Annotated in this window: 12 protein-coding genes; 8 read left to right on the forward strand and 4 right to left on the reverse strand. The window is 70.7% G+C overall.

The features are described from left to right. Positions 1–50: 50 nt before the first annotated feature. The 5 genes from ACFZA0_RS23935 to ACFZA0_RS23955 all read left to right on the forward strand — a co-directional run bounded on the left by ACFZA0_RS23935 (position 51) and on the right by ACFZA0_RS23955 (position 7383). A complete protein-coding gene (locus ACFZA0_RS23935; RefSeq protein ID WP_391020461.1) occupies positions 51–1400 on the forward strand; it encodes an extracellular solute-binding protein in 1350 nt (449 codons plus the stop codon). A 26-nt stretch (positions 1401–1426) separates the two neighbouring features. After that, complete coding sequence (locus ACFZA0_RS23940) at positions 1427–2383, forward strand: ABC transporter permease subunit (protein ID WP_391020463.1); 957 nt, start codon at positions 1427–1429, stop codon at positions 2381–2383. After that, on the forward strand, positions 2380–3255 hold the full coding sequence (locus ACFZA0_RS23945; RefSeq protein ID WP_391020465.1) for an ABC transporter permease subunit: 876 nt from the start codon (positions 2380–2382) through the stop codon (positions 3253–3255). The genes ACFZA0_RS23940 and ACFZA0_RS23945 overlap by 4 nt, the downstream gene beginning before the upstream one ends. 86 nt (positions 3256–3341) lie before the next feature. Continuing rightward, entirely contained in the window at positions 3342–4985 is a 1644-nt protein-coding gene (locus tag ACFZA0_RS23950; protein ID WP_391020467.1) for an alpha-amylase family glycosyl hydrolase, read from the forward strand. Positions 4986–5199: 214 nt separating this feature from the next. Then, positions 5200–7383, forward strand: a complete 2184-nt coding sequence (locus ACFZA0_RS23955) for a discoidin domain-containing protein (RefSeq protein ID WP_391020469.1) — start codon at positions 5200–5202, stop codon at positions 7381–7383. Here the strand turns inward: ACFZA0_RS23955 and ACFZA0_RS23960 are convergent. From ACFZA0_RS23960 to ACFZA0_RS23975, 4 genes are read right to left on the reverse strand one after another with little or no spacing between them, the layout of a single operon-like run. Further along, positions 7355–8251 carry an ATP-binding cassette domain-containing protein gene (locus ACFZA0_RS23960; protein ID WP_391020471.1) on the reverse strand — a complete coding sequence of 299 codons (897 nt, stop codon included), beginning with the start codon at positions 8249–8251 and terminating at the stop codon, positions 7355–7357. The genes ACFZA0_RS23955 and ACFZA0_RS23960 overlap by 29 nt on opposite strands. A gap of 35 nt (positions 8252–8286) precedes the next feature. Next, the gene (locus ACFZA0_RS23965; RefSeq protein ID WP_391020475.1) at positions 8287–9063 is read right to left on the reverse strand and encodes an ABC transporter permease subunit; all 777 of its coding nucleotides are present in this window, start codon (positions 9061–9063) and stop codon (positions 8287–8289) included. After that, positions 9060–9833 carry an ABC transporter permease subunit gene (locus ACFZA0_RS23970; RefSeq protein WP_391020477.1) on the reverse strand — a complete coding sequence of 258 codons (774 nt, stop codon included), beginning with the start codon at positions 9831–9833 and terminating at the stop codon, positions 9060–9062. The genes ACFZA0_RS23965 and ACFZA0_RS23970 overlap by 4 nt, the downstream gene beginning before the upstream one ends. Next, entirely contained in the window at positions 9830–10795 is a 966-nt protein-coding gene (locus ACFZA0_RS23975) for an ABC transporter substrate-binding protein (RefSeq protein ID WP_391020479.1), read from the reverse strand. Before ACFZA0_RS23975 ends, ACFZA0_RS23970 begins: the two co-directional genes overlap by 4 nt. A gap of 201 nt (positions 10796–10996) precedes the next feature. Between ACFZA0_RS23975 and ACFZA0_RS23980 the strand changes: the two genes are divergently transcribed. From ACFZA0_RS23980 to ACFZA0_RS23990, 3 genes are all read left to right on the forward strand, one after another. Then, entirely contained in the window at positions 10997–11767 is a 771-nt protein-coding gene (locus tag ACFZA0_RS23980) for a helix-turn-helix domain-containing protein (protein ID WP_391020481.1), read from the forward strand. Between the two features lie 187 nt (positions 11768–11954). Further along, positions 11955–14006: a phosphocholine-specific phospholipase C gene (locus ACFZA0_RS23985; RefSeq protein WP_391020483.1), complete on the forward strand. Its 2052-nt coding sequence runs from the start codon at positions 11955–11957 to the stop codon at positions 14004–14006. A gap of 125 nt (positions 14007–14131) precedes the next feature. After that, positions 14132–14968, forward strand: coding sequence for a phospholipid scramblase-related protein (locus tag ACFZA0_RS23990; protein WP_391020485.1), 837 nt, complete (start codon positions 14132–14134; stop codon positions 14966–14968). Positions 14969–15144 lie beyond the last annotated feature (176 nt).

Consider the following 15144-nt stretch of genomic DNA (forward strand, 5'->3'; position numbering starts at 1 on the left):
CTCGCTCACCGTCGTGGGCCTTCCCTGCGCCTGCCCAGAGGGGTTCACCGATGAGAAGCACCAGGGTCCGCCGTACCTGCATCACACTCGTGGCGTCCGCCCTCACACTGAGCGCCGCCGCGGCCTGCGGGTCGAGTGACGAGTCGTCGAGCGGAAAGACCCGTATCACGGTCAACTGCGAGCCGCCCAAGAGCGCCAAGGTCGACCGCAGTTTCTTCGACCAGGACACGGCCGCCTTCGAGAAGAAGAACAGCGACATCGACGTCGTCATGCACGACGCGTTCCCGTGTCAGGACCCGAAGACGTTCGACGCCAAGCTCGCCGGCGGCCAGATGGAGGACGTGTTCTACACGTACTTCACCGACGCCAAGCACGTCGTCGACATCAACCAGGCCGCCGACCTGACGCCCTACGTCAAGGAGTTGAAGAGCTACGACACCATCCAGAAGCAGCTGCGCGACATCTACACCGTCGACGGGAAGATCTACGGCATCCCGCGCACCGGCTACTCGATGGGCCTGATCTACAACCGCGCGCTCTTCGCCAAGGCCGGCCTCGACCCCGACAAGCCGCCCGCCACCTGGGAGGAGGTGCGCGCCGACGCCAAGAAGATCGCGGCCCTCGGCAACGGCACCGTCGGCTACGCCGACTACAGCGCCCAGAACCAGGGCGGCTGGCACTTCACCGCCGAGATGTACTCGCAGGGCGGCGACGTCGTCAGCGCCGACGGCAAGAAGGCGAGCATCGACACCCCCCAGGGCAAGGCCGTGCTGCAGAACCTGCACGACATGCGCTGGGACGACAACTCCATGGGCAGCAAGCAGTTGCTGGTCATCAACGACGTCCAGCAGATGATGGGCTCCGGCAAGCTCGGCATGTACCTCTCCGCCCCGGACAACATCCCGATCCTGGTGAAGGAGAAGGGCGGCAACTACAAGGACCTCGCCCTCGCCCCGATGCCCGGCGGACAGGGCACGCTCATCGGCGGCGACGGCTACATGTTCAACAAGAAGGACTCGCCCGCCCAGATCCGCGCCGGCCTGAAGTGGCTGGACAGCATGTTCCTCACCCCCGGTGACGGCTTCCTCGGCGACTACGCGCGCGCCAAGAAGTCGGACGCGCCCGTCGGCCTGCCCGAGCCGCGGCTGTTCACCGGCGCCGCCGACGCCAAGGACCAGGCGGTCAAGAAGGCCAACGCCAACGTGCCGGTGGAGAACTACCAGTCGTTCCTCGACGGCAACCAGAGCCTCCAGATGAAGATCGAGCCGCCCAACGCGCAGCAGATCTACTCGATCCTCGACGGAGTCGTCTCCGCCGTCCTCACCAAGAAGGACGCCGACATCGACAAGCTGCTGTCGGACGCGTCGGGCAAGATCGACGCGATGCTGGCCCGGAGCTGACACCGATGACCTCAGGGGTGACACCGATGGCGAAGACCGCATCGCGGCAGCCCGCCGAGGCGATCGCCGAACCACCCGTGCGCAAGCCCTCCCCGGCCGCCGGCCGGGGAGGGCGGCGCCGCCTGGCCGATCAGGGGCGCGCCTGGGCGTTCCTGATCGGCGGGGTGCTCTGCTTCGCGCTGTTCTCCTGGTACCCGGCGATCCGCGCGGTCGTGATCTCGTTCCAGAAGTACACGCCCGGCTCGTCGCCGGAGTGGGTCGGCACCGACAACTTCACTCAGGTGTGGCACGACCCGGAGTTCGCCGACGCGTGGCGCAACACGTTCACCTTCACCGGCATCGCCCTGCTGATCGGCTTCGCCGTTCCGTTCCTGCTGGCGCTGGTGCTGAACGAGATGCGGCACGCGAAGGCGTTCTTCCGGGTCGTGGTCTACCTGCCGGTGATGATCCCGCCGGTGGTCAGTGCCCTGCTGTGGAAGTGGTTCTACGACCCGGGCACCGGCCTCGCCAACGAAACGCTGCGCTTTCTGCACCTGCCGACCTCGAACTGGTCCAACGGCACCGACACCGCGCTCATCTCCCTGGTGATCGTGGCCACGTGGGCCAACCTGGGCGGCACCGTCCTGATCTACCTGGCAGCCCTCCAGTCCATCCCCGGCGAGCTGTACGAGGCCGCCGAACTGGACGGGGCGAACCTGCTCCAGCGCATCCGGCACGTCACGGTCCCGCAGACCCGGTTCGTGATCCTGATGCTGATGCTCCTTCAGATCATCGCCACCATGCAGGTGTTCACCGAGCCGTTCGTCATCACCGGCGGCGGACCGGAGGACGCCACGGTGACCGTGCTCTACCTGATCTACAAGTACGCCTTCCTCTACAACGACTTCGGCGGCGCCTGCGCCCTCAGCGTGATGCTGCTGGTGTTCCTCGGCGTCTTCTCCGCCGTCTACCTGCGCCTGACCCGCAACGAGGAGGACGCGTGAGCACCCGGACACTCGTCTCTCCGGCGTCCCTGGCCCGGCCCCGCGGCCGGGCGGTCTACTGGTCCGTCTTCACCGGCGTGGTGCTGCTGTTCGTCGTCGCCTTCCTGTTCCCCGTGTACTGGATGGTGACGGGCGCCCTGAAGTCGCCGGACGAGGTGGCGCAGACACCGCCCACCCTCGTCCCGCACCACTGGCACATCGGCGGCTACACCGACGCCTGGGACCTCATGCAGCTTCCGCTGCACCTGTGGAACACCGTGGTCCAGGCGGCCGGGGCCTGGTTCTTCCAGCTCGTGCTGTGCACGGCGGCCGCCTACGCGCTGTCCAAGCTGAAGCCCGCCTTCGGCAAGGTCGTCCTCGGCGGCATCCTGGCCACCCTGATGGTGCCGGCGCAGGCACTGGTCGTGCCGAAGTACCTGACGGTCGCCGACCTGCCGCTGATCCACACCAGCCTGCTCAACGACCCGCTGGGCATCTGGCTGCCGGCCGTCGCCAACGCCTTCAACCTCTATCTGCTCAAGCGCTTCTTCGACCAGATACCGCGCGACGTCCTGGAGGCCGCCGAGATCGACGGCGCCGGCAAGCTGCGCATCCTGTGGTCGATCGTGCTGCCCATGTCGCGGCCGGTGCTCGGCGTCGTGTCGATCTTCGCGCTGGTCGCCGTGTGGCAGGACTTCCTGTGGCCGCTGATGGTGTTCTCCGACACCGACAAGCAGCCGATCAGTGTCGCCCTCGTCCAGTTGTCGCAGAACATCCAGCTGACCGTGCTGATCGCCGCCATGGTGATCGCGAGCATCCCCATGGTCGCCATGTTCCTGGTGTTCCAGCGGCACATCATCGCCGGGATCAGCGCGGGCAGCACGAAGGGCTGAGAGCACCGCGGAAGGGGGCGCCCGGCCGTGGGCGCCCCTCCCGCCGGACTGCCGACGCCGCACCCCCCGACAGAAAGGCAAGCACCGTGGGACAGCCCACCCCTGCCCGCACCAGGGTCACCGGCTCCGCCGCGGCCGAGGGCACCGGCACCGACTGGTGGCGCTCCGCCGTCATCTACCAGGTGTACGTCCGCAGCTTCGCCGACGGCGACGGCGACGGCACCGGAGACCTCGCCGGTGTCCGCGCCCGGCTGCCGTACCTCGCCCAACTCGGCGTGAACGCCCTGTGGTTCAACCCCTGGTACCGGTCCCCGATGAAGGACGGCGGCTACGACGTCGCCGACTACCGTGCCGTCGACCCGGCCTTCGGCACCCTCGCCGAGGCCGAGAAACTGATCGCGGAGGCCCGGCAGCTCGGCATCCGCACCATCATCGACATCGTGCCCAACCACGTCTCCGACCAGCACACCTGGTTCCGGGCGGCGCTGGCCGGGGGCCCCGAGCGGGAGCTGTTCCACTTCCGGCCGGGACGCGGCGAGCACGGCGAACTCCCGCCCAACTCCTGGGTGTCGCAGTTCGGCGGCCCGGCCTGGACCCGGGTCGGCGAGGGGGAGTGGTACCTCCACCTGTTCGCCCCCGAGCAGCCCGACCTCAACTGGGCGCACCCCGCCGTGCGCGAGGAGCACGAGGAGGTGCTGCGGTTCTGGTTCGAGCGCGGTGTCGCCGGCGTGCGCATCGACTCGGCCGCCATGGCCGCGAAGGACCCGGTGCTGCCCGACTTCGTCGAGGACCGCGACCCGCACCCCTACGTCGACCGGGACGAACTGCACGACATCTACCGCTCCTGGCGCCGGGTCGCCGACGAGTACGGCGGTGTCTTCGTCGGCGAGGTCTGGCTGCCCGACACCGAGCGCTTCGTCCGCTACCTGCGCCCCGACGAGCTGCACACCGCCTTCAACTTCTCCTTCCTGTCGTGCCCCTGGGACCCGGTACGGCTGCGCGAGTCCATCGACGTCACACTCGCCGAGCACGCCCCGGTGGGCGCCCCCGCCACCTGGGTGCTGTGCAACCACGACGTGACCCGTACGGTCACCCGCTACGGCCGCGCCGACACCGGCTTCGACTTCGCGACCAAGGCCTTCGGCACACCCACCGACCTCGCCCTCGGCACCCGGCGGGCACGGGCCGCGGCCCTGCTGTCCCTCGCGCTGCCCGGCGCGGTCTACCTCTACCAGGGCGAGGAACTGGGCCTGCCCGAGGCCGACATCCCCCGCGACCGCATCCAGGACCCGATGTACTTCCGCTCCGGCGGGACCGACCCGGGCCGCGACGGCTGCCGCGTCCCGCTGCCGTGGGCCGCCGCCGAACCGTACGCGGGCTTCGGGCCGGGCGGGGAGCCGGGCGGCGAGCCGTGGCTGCCGCAGCCGGCCGGATGGGCGGCGTACGCGGCCGACCTCCAGGCGGACGACCCCGGCTCGATGCTCTCCCTGTACCGGACCGCGGTCCGACTGCGGTCCACCGAACCGGGGTTCGGCGACGGGCCGCTCAGCTGGCTGGCGGCGCCCGCGAGCGTGCTGTCCTTCGCCCGCGCGGACGGTCTGATCTGCGTCGTGAACCTCGGACCCGAAGCCGCCGACCTGCCCGCACACTCCCGACTGCTCCTCGCCAGCGGCCCGTTGGACGACGACGGCCGGCTGCCCGAGGACACGGCGGCCTGGCTGCGCGCCTGAGCCGTCCGCACCACCGCTGTCCCGGCAGGACGTCCCACCCGCCCCGGCCCGGCCCCGTACGCGGCACCGGGCCGGGGCGGGCCGCCGCGCCCGGCCGCGTCGCGCGTCCCCCACGGACGCGCGCCGCGTCCGGAGCGCGCCGCACCGGACGTCCCGGTCCGGGTCCGGCCCGATCCGGTCGGAACGCCCCCGCCCCCACCCGAAGGGATCAGCCATGCACCGCAGCACCCGCGGAGACCGAACTGTCAGGAGCATGTCAGCAGTTGGCGCGGCGGTCGCGCTCGCCGCCGGCACGCTCGTGATCCTGGCGCCGGCCGGCGCCCAGGCCGCCACCGGCGCCACCCTCCCGTTCACCTCCGTCGAGGCCGAGTCCGCCACCTCCACCGGCACGCGCGTCGGGCCCGACTACACGCAGGGCACCGTCGCCTCCGAGGCGTCCGGCCGGCAGGCCGTGCGGCTCGCCGCGGGCCAGCGCGTCGAGTTCACGGTGCCGTCCGCCGCGAACGCCGTGAACGTCTCCTACAACGTCCCCGACGGCCAGTCCGGCACCCTCGACGTCTACGTCAACGGCACGAAGATCGCCAAGACCCTGGCGGTGACCTCCAAGTACTCGTACGTGGACACCAGTTGGATCGCCGGGGCGAAGACCCACCACTTCTTCGACAACGCCCGGCTGCTGCTGGGCCAGAACCTGAAGGCCGGCGACAAGGTCGCCTTCCAGGCCACGAACGTCCAGACCACCGTCGACGTCGCGGACTTCGAACAGGTCGCCGCCGCGGCCACCAAGCCCGCGGGCGCCGTCTCCGTCACCGACAAGGGCGCCGACGCCACGGGCCAGGGCGACTCCACCCAGGCCTTCCGCGACGCCATCGCCGCCGCCCAGGGCGGCACGGTGTGGATACCGCCGGGCGACTACCGGCTCACGTCCTCGCTCAGCGGGGTCCAGAACGTCACCCTCCAGGGCGCGGGCAGTTGGTACTCCGTCGTGCACTCCTCCAGCTTCGTCAACCAGAGCAGCTCGTCCGGCTCGGTCAGGCTGAAGGACTTCGCGGTGATCGGCGAGGTCACCGAGCGCAACGACTCCTCGCCCGACAACTTCGTCAACGGCTCGCTCGGCCCCAACTCCAGCGTGTCCGGCATGTGGATCCAGCACCTCAAGGTCGGGCTCTGGCTCACCGGGAACAACGACAACCTCGTCGTGGAGAACAACCGCATCCTCGACACCACCGCCGACGGCCTCAACCTCAACGGCAACGCCCACGGTGTGATCGTCCGCAACAACTTCCTGCGCAACCAGGGCGACGACTCCCTCGCCATGTGGTCGCTCAACTCGCCCGACACCAACAGCACCTTCGCCAACAACACGATCTCGCAGCCCAACCTCGCCAACGGCATCGCGATCTACGGCGGCACGAACATCGCCGTGCGCAACAACCTGGTCTCCGACACCAACGCCCTCGGCAGCGGCATCGCGATCTCCAACCAGAAGTTCCTCGACCCGTTCTCCCCGCTGTCCGGCACCATCACCGTCGACGGCAACACCGTGGTCCGCGCGGGCGCGATCAACCCCAACTGGGGGCACCCGATGGGCGCGTTGCGCGTCGACTCCTACGACAGCGCGATCAACGCGACGGTCAACATCACCAACACCACCGTCAAGGACAGCCCGTACAGCGCCTTCGAGTTCGTCTCCGGCGGTGGCACCGGCAACCCGACCGCCAACATCAACGTCAGCGGTGCCACCGTCACCAACACCGGCACCGTCGTCGTCCAGGCCGAGACGCCCGGCTCCGCGAAGTTCACCAACGTCCAGGCCACCGGCGTCGGTTCGGCCGGGGTCTACAACTGCCCCTACCCGGCGAACTCCGGCACCTTCACGGTCAACGACGGCGGCGGCAACTCCGGCTGGAGCAGCGTCTGGGCGGACTGCTCCACCTGGCCGCAGCCCGGCCAGAGCAACCCGGCACCCGACCCCATCCGCAACCTCGCCAAGGGCCGGCCCGCCACCGCGACCGGCTCCCAGGACGTCTACACCCCGGCCAAGGCCGTCGACGGCGACGCCACCACGTACTGGGAGTCGGCCAACAACGCCTTCCCGCAGTCACTGACCGTCGACCTCGGCTCCTCCCAGGCGGTACGCCGCGTCGTGCTCAAGCTGCCGCCGGCCACCGCCTGGGCCGCCCGCACCGAGACCCTGTCGGTGCTGGGCAGCACGGACGGCTCGGCCTACTCGACAGCCGTCGCGTCGAAGGGCTACCGCTTCGACCCGGCCACCGGGAACACGGTCACCGTCACCGTCCCCGCGGGCACGAACCTGCGCTACCTGCGCCTCGCGGTGACCGGCAACACCGGCTGGCCGGCGGCACAGTTCAGCGAAGTGGAGGCGTATCTGTCCTAGTCAGGTCCGTCCCGGCCGGGCCGGACCGCGGCCCCGGAACGGCGTCCTCTTCCGGGGCACCCTCCGGCTCCGGGTCCGGCCGGTCCTCCCGACGGGCCGCCGCGCCGCGCTTCGCCGCCTGGATCTGCTCGTAGACATGGGTCCGCAGTTCGGCGAAGCGCGGCGCGACCCGCGTGTGCAACTGGTCGCGCTCCACGGGCAGATCGACCTTCAGCTGCTCCTGCACGACGGTGGGGGAGGCGGACAGCACCACCACCCGCTCGCCCAGGTAGACCGCCTCGTCGATGTCGTGCGTGACGAACAGGATCGTGATCCCGCGCTCACGCCACAACCCCCGTACCAGGTCCTCCAGATCGGCCCGCGTCTGCGCGTCGACCGCCGCGAACGGCTCGTCCATCAGCAGCACCTCGGGCTCGTACGCCAACGCCCGCGCGATCGCCACGCGTTGCTGCATGCCGCCGGACAACTGCCACGGATACGCCCCGGCGGCGTCCGACAGCCCCACCGAGCGCAGCGCGTCGTCGACCAGCTCACGGCGCCGCTCGCGGCTCAGGTTCTTCTGCTTCAGGGGGAGTTCGACGTTGGCGCCGACCCGCATCCACGGGAACAGGCTGCGCCCGTACTCCTGGAACACGAACGCCATGCCGGGCGGCGGGCCGTCCACCTTCCGCCCGTCCAGCAGGACCTCACCGCCGGACGGGGTGAGCAGACCGCTCATGCACTTCAGCAGGGTGGTCTTGCCGCACCCCGACGGGCCGACCAGACAGACCAGTTCGCCGGCGTCGACGGTGAAGGTCAGGTCCCGCACCGCCTCCACACGGCGCCCGGACCCCTCGTAGACCTTGCGCAGACCGCGTACGTCGAGCATGGACCGCTCCTTTTCCGGCGTCCGGTCGGCCCTCATCAGGAGCGCCGGTCGGCCGCGCGCAGACCGTGGTACCAGTCGAGCATCCGCCGCTCGACCACCTGGAAGACGACCGACAGCAGGAAGCCCAGCAGACCGAGCACCAGGATGCCGGTCCACATGTCGGGTATGGCGAAACCGCGCTGGAACTGCACGACGGTGAAGCCGAGTCCGTCGCTCGCCGCGAACATCTCGCTGATCACCATCAGGATGATGCCGATCGACAGCGCCTGGCGCAGCCCCGCGAAGATCTGCGGACTCGCCGAGCGCAGCACCACGGTGCGCAGCCGCGCCGCCCCCGTGATGCCGTACGACCGCGCGGTCTCCGCCATCACGGAGTCCACCGCCCGTACGCCCTCGACCGTGTTGAGCAGGACGGGCCACACGCAGCCGCTCGCGATCACCACGATCTTCATCGTGTCGCCGATTCCGGCGAACAGCATGATGACCGGCACCAGGACGGGCGGCGGCACCGCCCGCAGGAACTCCAGGACCGGCTCGCACACCGCCCGCACCCGTCGGTACGAGCCGATCACCGTGCCGAGCGCGACGCCCGCGACGCCGGCCGTCGCGTACCCGGCCAGCAGCCTGAGCACGCTCGGCAGGGCGTCGGTGCGCAGCCGGTCGGCCGTCCACACGTCCGGGAAGGTCTTCACGATCGTCCTGAGCGGCGGCCAGTACACATTGGTGCTGCCGTCCGAGGCCAGCCACCAGCAGGCGACGAGCACCGCCGGAAGCGCCAGCACGAACAGCAGCCGCAGCGCCACGCCCCTCACACCGCCACCTCCCCGCGCACCGACTGGTGCCAGCCCAGTGCCCGCCGCTCCACGGTGCGGGCGCCCACGTTGATGAGCAGCCCCAGCAGACCGGTGACCACCACCAGCGCGTACATGTCGGGCACGGCCTGCGACGCCTGCGCGACCGCGATGCGTGCCCCCAACCCCGGTGCCCCGATGACCAGTTCGGCCGTCACCGCGAGGATCAGCGCGACCGCCGCGGCCAGCCGCACACCCGTCATCACGTAGGGCAGCGCACTGGGCCACAGCACGTGCCGCACCCGCGCCCAGGTACCCAGACCGTACGACCGTGCCGTCTCCTCCGCCACCGGGTCGACGTCCCGCACTCCGTAGAGCACCTGGATGAGGACCTGCCAGAAGGAGGCGTAGACGACCAGGAGCAGCACCGACCTCAACTCGGTGCCGTACAGCAGGATCGCGAGCGGGACCAGCGCGACCGACGGGATCGGCCGCAGGAACTCCACCGTCGAGGCGGTCGCCTCCCGCAGGTGCGGCACCACCGAGATCAGCACGCCGGCCGCGATTCCGGCGCACACCGCGATCGCGAGACCCAGCGCCCAGCCGGCGAGCGTGTCGCCGAGCGCGCTCCAGAACGCGCCGTCGCCCAGTTCGTCGCCGAACGCCTCGGCGATGCGGCTGGTCGGCGGGAAGTACGCCTCCTTGACCAGGCCGAGCCGCGGCACCGCCTCGCCCAGGGCGAGGAAGGCCGCGAGCCCGGCGGCGCCGAGAGCGGCGTTCGCACCCCTCACGGAATGAGCTTGTCGAGATCGGGCGCGCTCTTGTAGATCCCGTCCTCCTGGCCCAGCTTCGCGAGCGTCCGGACGGAGTCGAGGTTCGGCTCGGCGGGCCAGCTCGGCAGGGTCAGCTGCGGCAGCAGGGTCGAGGGGATCTTGGTGTACGTGGTGAGCACCTGGCGGACCTCGTCCGGGTGGTCGTCCGCGTACTTCAGCGCCTCCTCGGTGGCCTCCTTGAACTTCTTGACCACCGCCGGGTTCTTCTGGGCGTACTGGTTCGACGTGAAGTACATCGCGACCGTGAGGTTCTTCGCGACGTCCACGTAGGACGACGCGATCTCCGTGCCGCCCTGGGACTTGATGGTCGACAGCGCCGGCTCCACGGCCATCGCCGCGTCGATCTCGCCCTTGTCGAGGGCGGCCGGCATCTGGTCGAAGGCGAGCTCCACGAACTTCACCTTCGACGGGTCGCCGCCCGCCTTGCGCACCGACTGGCGCACGGTGGTGTCGTTGATGTTCTTCAGGGTGTTGACGGCGACCTTCTTGCCCTCCAGGTCCTTGGCGGACTTGATCGGGCTGCCCTTCTTCACGACCGTCGCGCCGAAGTCCTTGCCGTCCACGCCCGTCGAGGCGACGCCGTTGACGACGGCCTGGACCGGGACGTTCTGGGTCTGGGCAATCATCAGCGACGTCATGTTCGAGAAGCCGAACTGGAACTGACCGCTGACCACGCCCGGCACGATCGCCGCGCCGCCCTGGGCGGCGGTCATCGACACCTTGAGGCCGTGCTTCTTGTAAATGCCCTTCTCCTGGCCCAGATAGATGGGCGCCACGTCGAGGATCGGGATGATGCCGACCTTGACCGACGTGATGCCGCCCGACGAGGCGTCCGACGAACCGGACCCGTCGGACGAGCCGCACGCCGCCGTGGCGAGCAGGAAGGTGCCGGCCGTGAGACCGGCTAGCAGACGACGCATGGGGCTCCTCCTGTGCAGACTACGGGGTTCCGACAGGCTGTGCGCCAGGCGCACAGTGGTGCTCTGTTGATGCTCAGCGGGAACGTAGAACCCAGCCCGAGGGCGGGTCAATGGCTTTGGCTGACAAAATTGTTGACAGTTATCGAACTGCGCTCCTGTCGTGTTCGGGAGCACACTTCACGCGTCCCCGGGGAGGCGACGATGCCCACCGCAGTCCGCGCACCGCACTTCGTGAGGTCCTTCGAGCGGGGCCTGGCCGTCATCCGCGCCTTCGACGCGGACCATCCGGCCCGCACCCTCAGCGAGGTTGCCCGCGCCTCGGAACTGCCCCGGGCGGCGGCCAGGCGCCTGCTGCTGACCCTGCTCGACCTCGGCTACGTGCACTGCGACGGCCGGCTGTTCCGGCTCACGCCGCGCGTCCTCGAACTGGGGCACGCCTACCTGGCGGGCTCCGGCCTGCCCGAGATCGCAGCCCCGCACCTGGAACAACTGGCGCGCACGGCAGGGGAGTCGGCGTTCCTGAGCGTCCTGGACGGCCCGGACGCGGTCTGCGTGGCCGCCGCCCCCGCGCACCGCGTCCTCGCCGCGGCGCTCCCCGTGGGCTCCCGGCGCCCGGCGCGCGAGACGGCCGCGGGACGGGTGCTGCTCGCCCATCTGGGGCCGCAGCGGCAGGAGTTGCCGGGGGTCGTCCCCGAACCGGTCGGCCACGGCCGCGAATACGCGGTCGTGGAACGGGAGTTGGAGGACGGGCTCGGCTCCGTCGCCGTCCCCCTGCGCGGCGCCGACGGCGCGGTGGTGGCGAGCGTCTGCGTCGCCGCGCACGCCGGGCGGGTGCCGCCCGCCGCCCTGCGGGGCGAACTGCTGGGCCCGGTGCGGTCGGCCGCCGCCCGGATCGAGGCCGACCTGCGGCTGGCCGCCGGGCGCGGCGGCAGACCCGGTGGATCCGGCGCGGTGTTCACCGAAGCAACGTGACAACGGGGTCGACGCCCCGGCACGCGCCCGGCGGCGGGCCCCCGCACCGTGCGTACCCCCGATCTTCACGCCCGCGCCACCGTCGCCTTTCCTGACGTTCGGCGCTCCTGAAACACTCCTTGCGCGCGCTTCCCCCACCCCTCCGGCCACCGTCACCCCCGAGCAGCAGACGAGAGGTCCACCGCCCATGCCTCAGGTCAACCGGCGCCGCTTCCTCCAACTCGCGGGCGCCACAACGGCGTTCTCCGCCCTGTCGAACAGCATCGAGCGCGCCGCGGCGCTGCCCGCCAACCACCGCACCGGGTCGATCGAGGACGTCGAGCACATCGTCGTCCTGATGCAGGAGAACCGCTCCTTCGACCACTACTTCGGCTCCCTGCGCGGTGTCCGCGGCTTCGGCGACCCGCACCCGGTGGCGCAGCCGAACGGCAAGCCGGTCTGGTACCAGTCGGACGGCACGAAGGACGTGCTGCCGTTCCGCCCCGACGCGGACGACCTCGGCCTGCAGTTCATCCAGGACCTGCCGCACGGCTGGAACGACGGGCACACCGCCGTGGACGGAGGGCGCTACGACAAGTGGGTCCCCGCCAAGTCGGCGACGACGATGGCCTACCTGACGCGCGAGGACATCCCGTTCCACTACGCCCTCGCCGACAGTTTCACCGTCTGCGACGCCTACCACTGCTCGTTCATCGGCTCGACCGACCCCAACCGCTACTACCTGTGGAGCGGTTGCACCGGCAACGACGGCACGGGCGGCGGTCCCGTCCTCGGCAACGACGAGGCCGGCTACAGCTGGACCACCTACCCCGAACGGCTGGAGGCCGCGGGCGTCTCCTGGAAGATCTACCAGGACGTCGGCGACGGCCTCGACGCGGCCGGCGGCTGGGGCTGGATCGACGACGCGTACCGCGGCAACTACGGCGACAACTCGCTGCTGTACTTCGACCAGTACCGCAACGCCCGGCCCGGCGACCCGCTGTACGACAAGGCGCGCACCGGCACCGACGCAGCGGCCGGCGAGGGGTACTTCGACCGGCTGCGGGCCGACGTCAAGGGCGGCCGGCTGCCGAAGATCTCCTGGATCGTCGCCCCCGAGGCGTTCACCGAGCACCCCAACTGGCCCGCCAACTACGGTGCCTGGTACGTCGCGCAGGCCCTGGACGCGCTCACCTCCGACCCCGCCGTGTGGGCGAAGACCGCGTTGTTCATCACCTACGACGAGAACGACGGCTTCTTCGACCACCTCGTGCCGCCGTTCCCCGCCGGTTCCGCCGCCCAGGGCAGGTCGACGGTCGACACCGCCCTCGACGTCTTCGCGGGCGACAGCGGTCACGTCGCGGGCGCCTACGGCCTCGGGCAGCGGGTGCCGATGCTGGTCGTCTCGCCCTGGAGCAAGGGCGGTTACGTGTGCTCCGAGACGCTCGACCACACCTCCGTCATCCGGTTCATGGAACGCCGCTTCGGCGTGCACGAGCCCAACATCTCGCCGTGGCGCCGCGCCGTCTGCGGCGACCTCACCTCGGCCTTCGACTTCTCGAAGAAGGACACGAAGCCGGTCCGGCTGCCCGACACCGCCGGTTACCTCCCGCCCGACCGGGACCGCCACGACAGCTACGTGCCGACCCCGCCCGCGAACCCGGCGCTGCCGAAGCAGGAGCGCGGCCACCGTGCCGCCCGGCCGCTCAAGTACGCACCGTCCGTGGACGGTTCGGCGAACGTGCGCACCGGCGCGTACACCCTGACCTTCGCCTCGGGGAAGTCCGCGGGCGCCGCCTTCCTCGTCACCGCGGGCAACCGCACGGACGGGCCCTGGAGTTACACCACCGGCGCCGGTGCCTCCGTGTCGGACACCTGGAACACCACCGCGTCCGGGGGCTCGTACGACCTGACCGTCCACGGTCCCAACGGGTTCCTGCGCGTCTTCCGCGGCCCCGGCACCACCGCCGGACCCGAGGTCACCGCCCGCCACTCCGGTGACGACGTCGAGCTGGCCTTCACCAACCACGGTGCGCGCACGGTGCGGTTGACGGTGCTCGACGGGTACGGCGGCCGTCCGCGCACGGTCTCCGTACGCTCCGGCGCCACCGTCCGGCAGACGGTCGACCTGGCGCGCAGCGAGCGCTGGTACGACCTGAGCGTCACCTCCGACGCGGACCCCGCGTTCCTGCGCCGGTTCGCCGGACACGTGGAGAACGGCGAGGCGGGGGTGAGCGATCCGGCGATCGGCGCGGTCTGAGCCGCACCGTACCGTCCAGGTCACCGGGGCGGGGGCCGCGTCGGTCCCGGGCCGCCGTGTGTACGGCCGATGAATCTGTCTAAAGGGCTGGTCACGCGGAGGTGGGGTCGGGGTAATGTGCCCCGGTGACCACGCATTCGAACACTCCTGCTGGCTGGTACCCCGATCCGCACGGGGCGGCCCAGACCCTCCGGTACTGGGACGGCGCGCAGTGGACCCAGAACACCAGCCCCGACCAGCAGCAGGCACCCGCCGCGCCGCAGCAGGCGCAGGCCTTCCCGCAGCAGGCCGCCGCACCCGACCCCCGGGTGCAGCGCCAGGTGCAGCAGCAGGCCGGGGTCGCGGCGAGCGGCCCCGGCGGCGGCACCCTGTTCACCGAGCCGGTCCTGGTGGTGAACCAGAAGGCCAAGCTGATCGAGATCACCAACGAGTACACGGTGATGGACCGGAACGGCAACCAGCTCGGTTCCGTCACCGAGGTCGGCCAGAACGCGCTGAAGAAGATCCTGCGCTTCGTCTCCAGCATCGACCAGTTCCTGACCCACAAGCTGGAGATCCGCGACGCCCACGGCCGGCCCCAGCTGGTGCTGACCCGGCCCGCGAAGTTCTTCAAGTCCCGTGTGGTCGTGACCCGTCCGGACGGCTCGCCGGTCGGTGAGATCGTCCAGAAGAACATGATCGGCAAGATCAACTTCGCGATCAACGCGAACGGCCGGCAGGTCGGCGCGATCAAGGCCGAGAACTGGCGGGCCTGGAACTTCGCGATCGTCGACCACGCCGACCACGAGGTCGCCCGCATCACCAAGACCTTCGAGGGCATCGCGAAGACGCTGTTCACCACGGCGGACAACTACGTCCTCCAGATACACCAGCAGCTCCCCGAGCCGCTGCTCAGCCTCGTCGTGGCGACGGCACTGACCGTCGACACGGCGCTCAAGCAGGACTCCCGCGGCCTGGGCTGACCCGGCCGCGGACCGGCCCCGGGTCCCCGTGGACCGGCCCACCCGCACCCGCCTCGTCGCGAACGGCGGCCGGGGGGCCCCGGGGGAGCGCGGGCCCCCCGCCCCCGGGGGGGGGCCCGGCGGGGGCGGGGGGCCCCCGCCCCGGGGGCCGGCGGGGGGGGCGGGGCGGGGGGAGG

Source organism: Streptomyces sp. NPDC008150 (assembly GCF_042956945.1).
GTDB lineage: Bacteria > Actinomycetota > Actinomycetes > Streptomycetales > Streptomycetaceae > Streptomyces.

Coding starts and splice junctions, on each gene's coding strand:
- ACFZA0_RS23975 (WP_391020479.1), bottom strand. CDS start 10,795: ATGCGTCGTCTGCTAGCCGGTCTCACGGCCGGCACCTTCCTGCTCGCC.
- ACFZA0_RS23985 (WP_391020483.1), top strand. CDS start 11,955: ATGCCTCAGGTCAACCGGCGCCGCTTCCTCCAACTCGCGGGCGCCACA.
- ACFZA0_RS23940 (WP_391020463.1), top strand. CDS start 1,427: ATGGCGAAGACCGCATCGCGGCAGCCCGCCGAGGCGATCGCCGAACCA.
- ACFZA0_RS23960 (WP_391020471.1), bottom strand. CDS start 8,251: ATGCTCGACGTACGCGGTCTGCGCAAGGTCTACGAGGGGTCCGGGCGC.
- ACFZA0_RS23955 (WP_391020469.1), top strand. CDS start 5,200: ATGCACCGCAGCACCCGCGGAGACCGAACTGTCAGGAGCATGTCAGCA.
- ACFZA0_RS23935 (WP_391020461.1), top strand. CDS start 51: ATGAGAAGCACCAGGGTCCGCCGTACCTGCATCACACTCGTGGCGTCC.
- ACFZA0_RS23980 (WP_391020481.1), top strand. CDS start 10,997: ATGCCCACCGCAGTCCGCGCACCGCACTTCGTGAGGTCCTTCGAGCGG.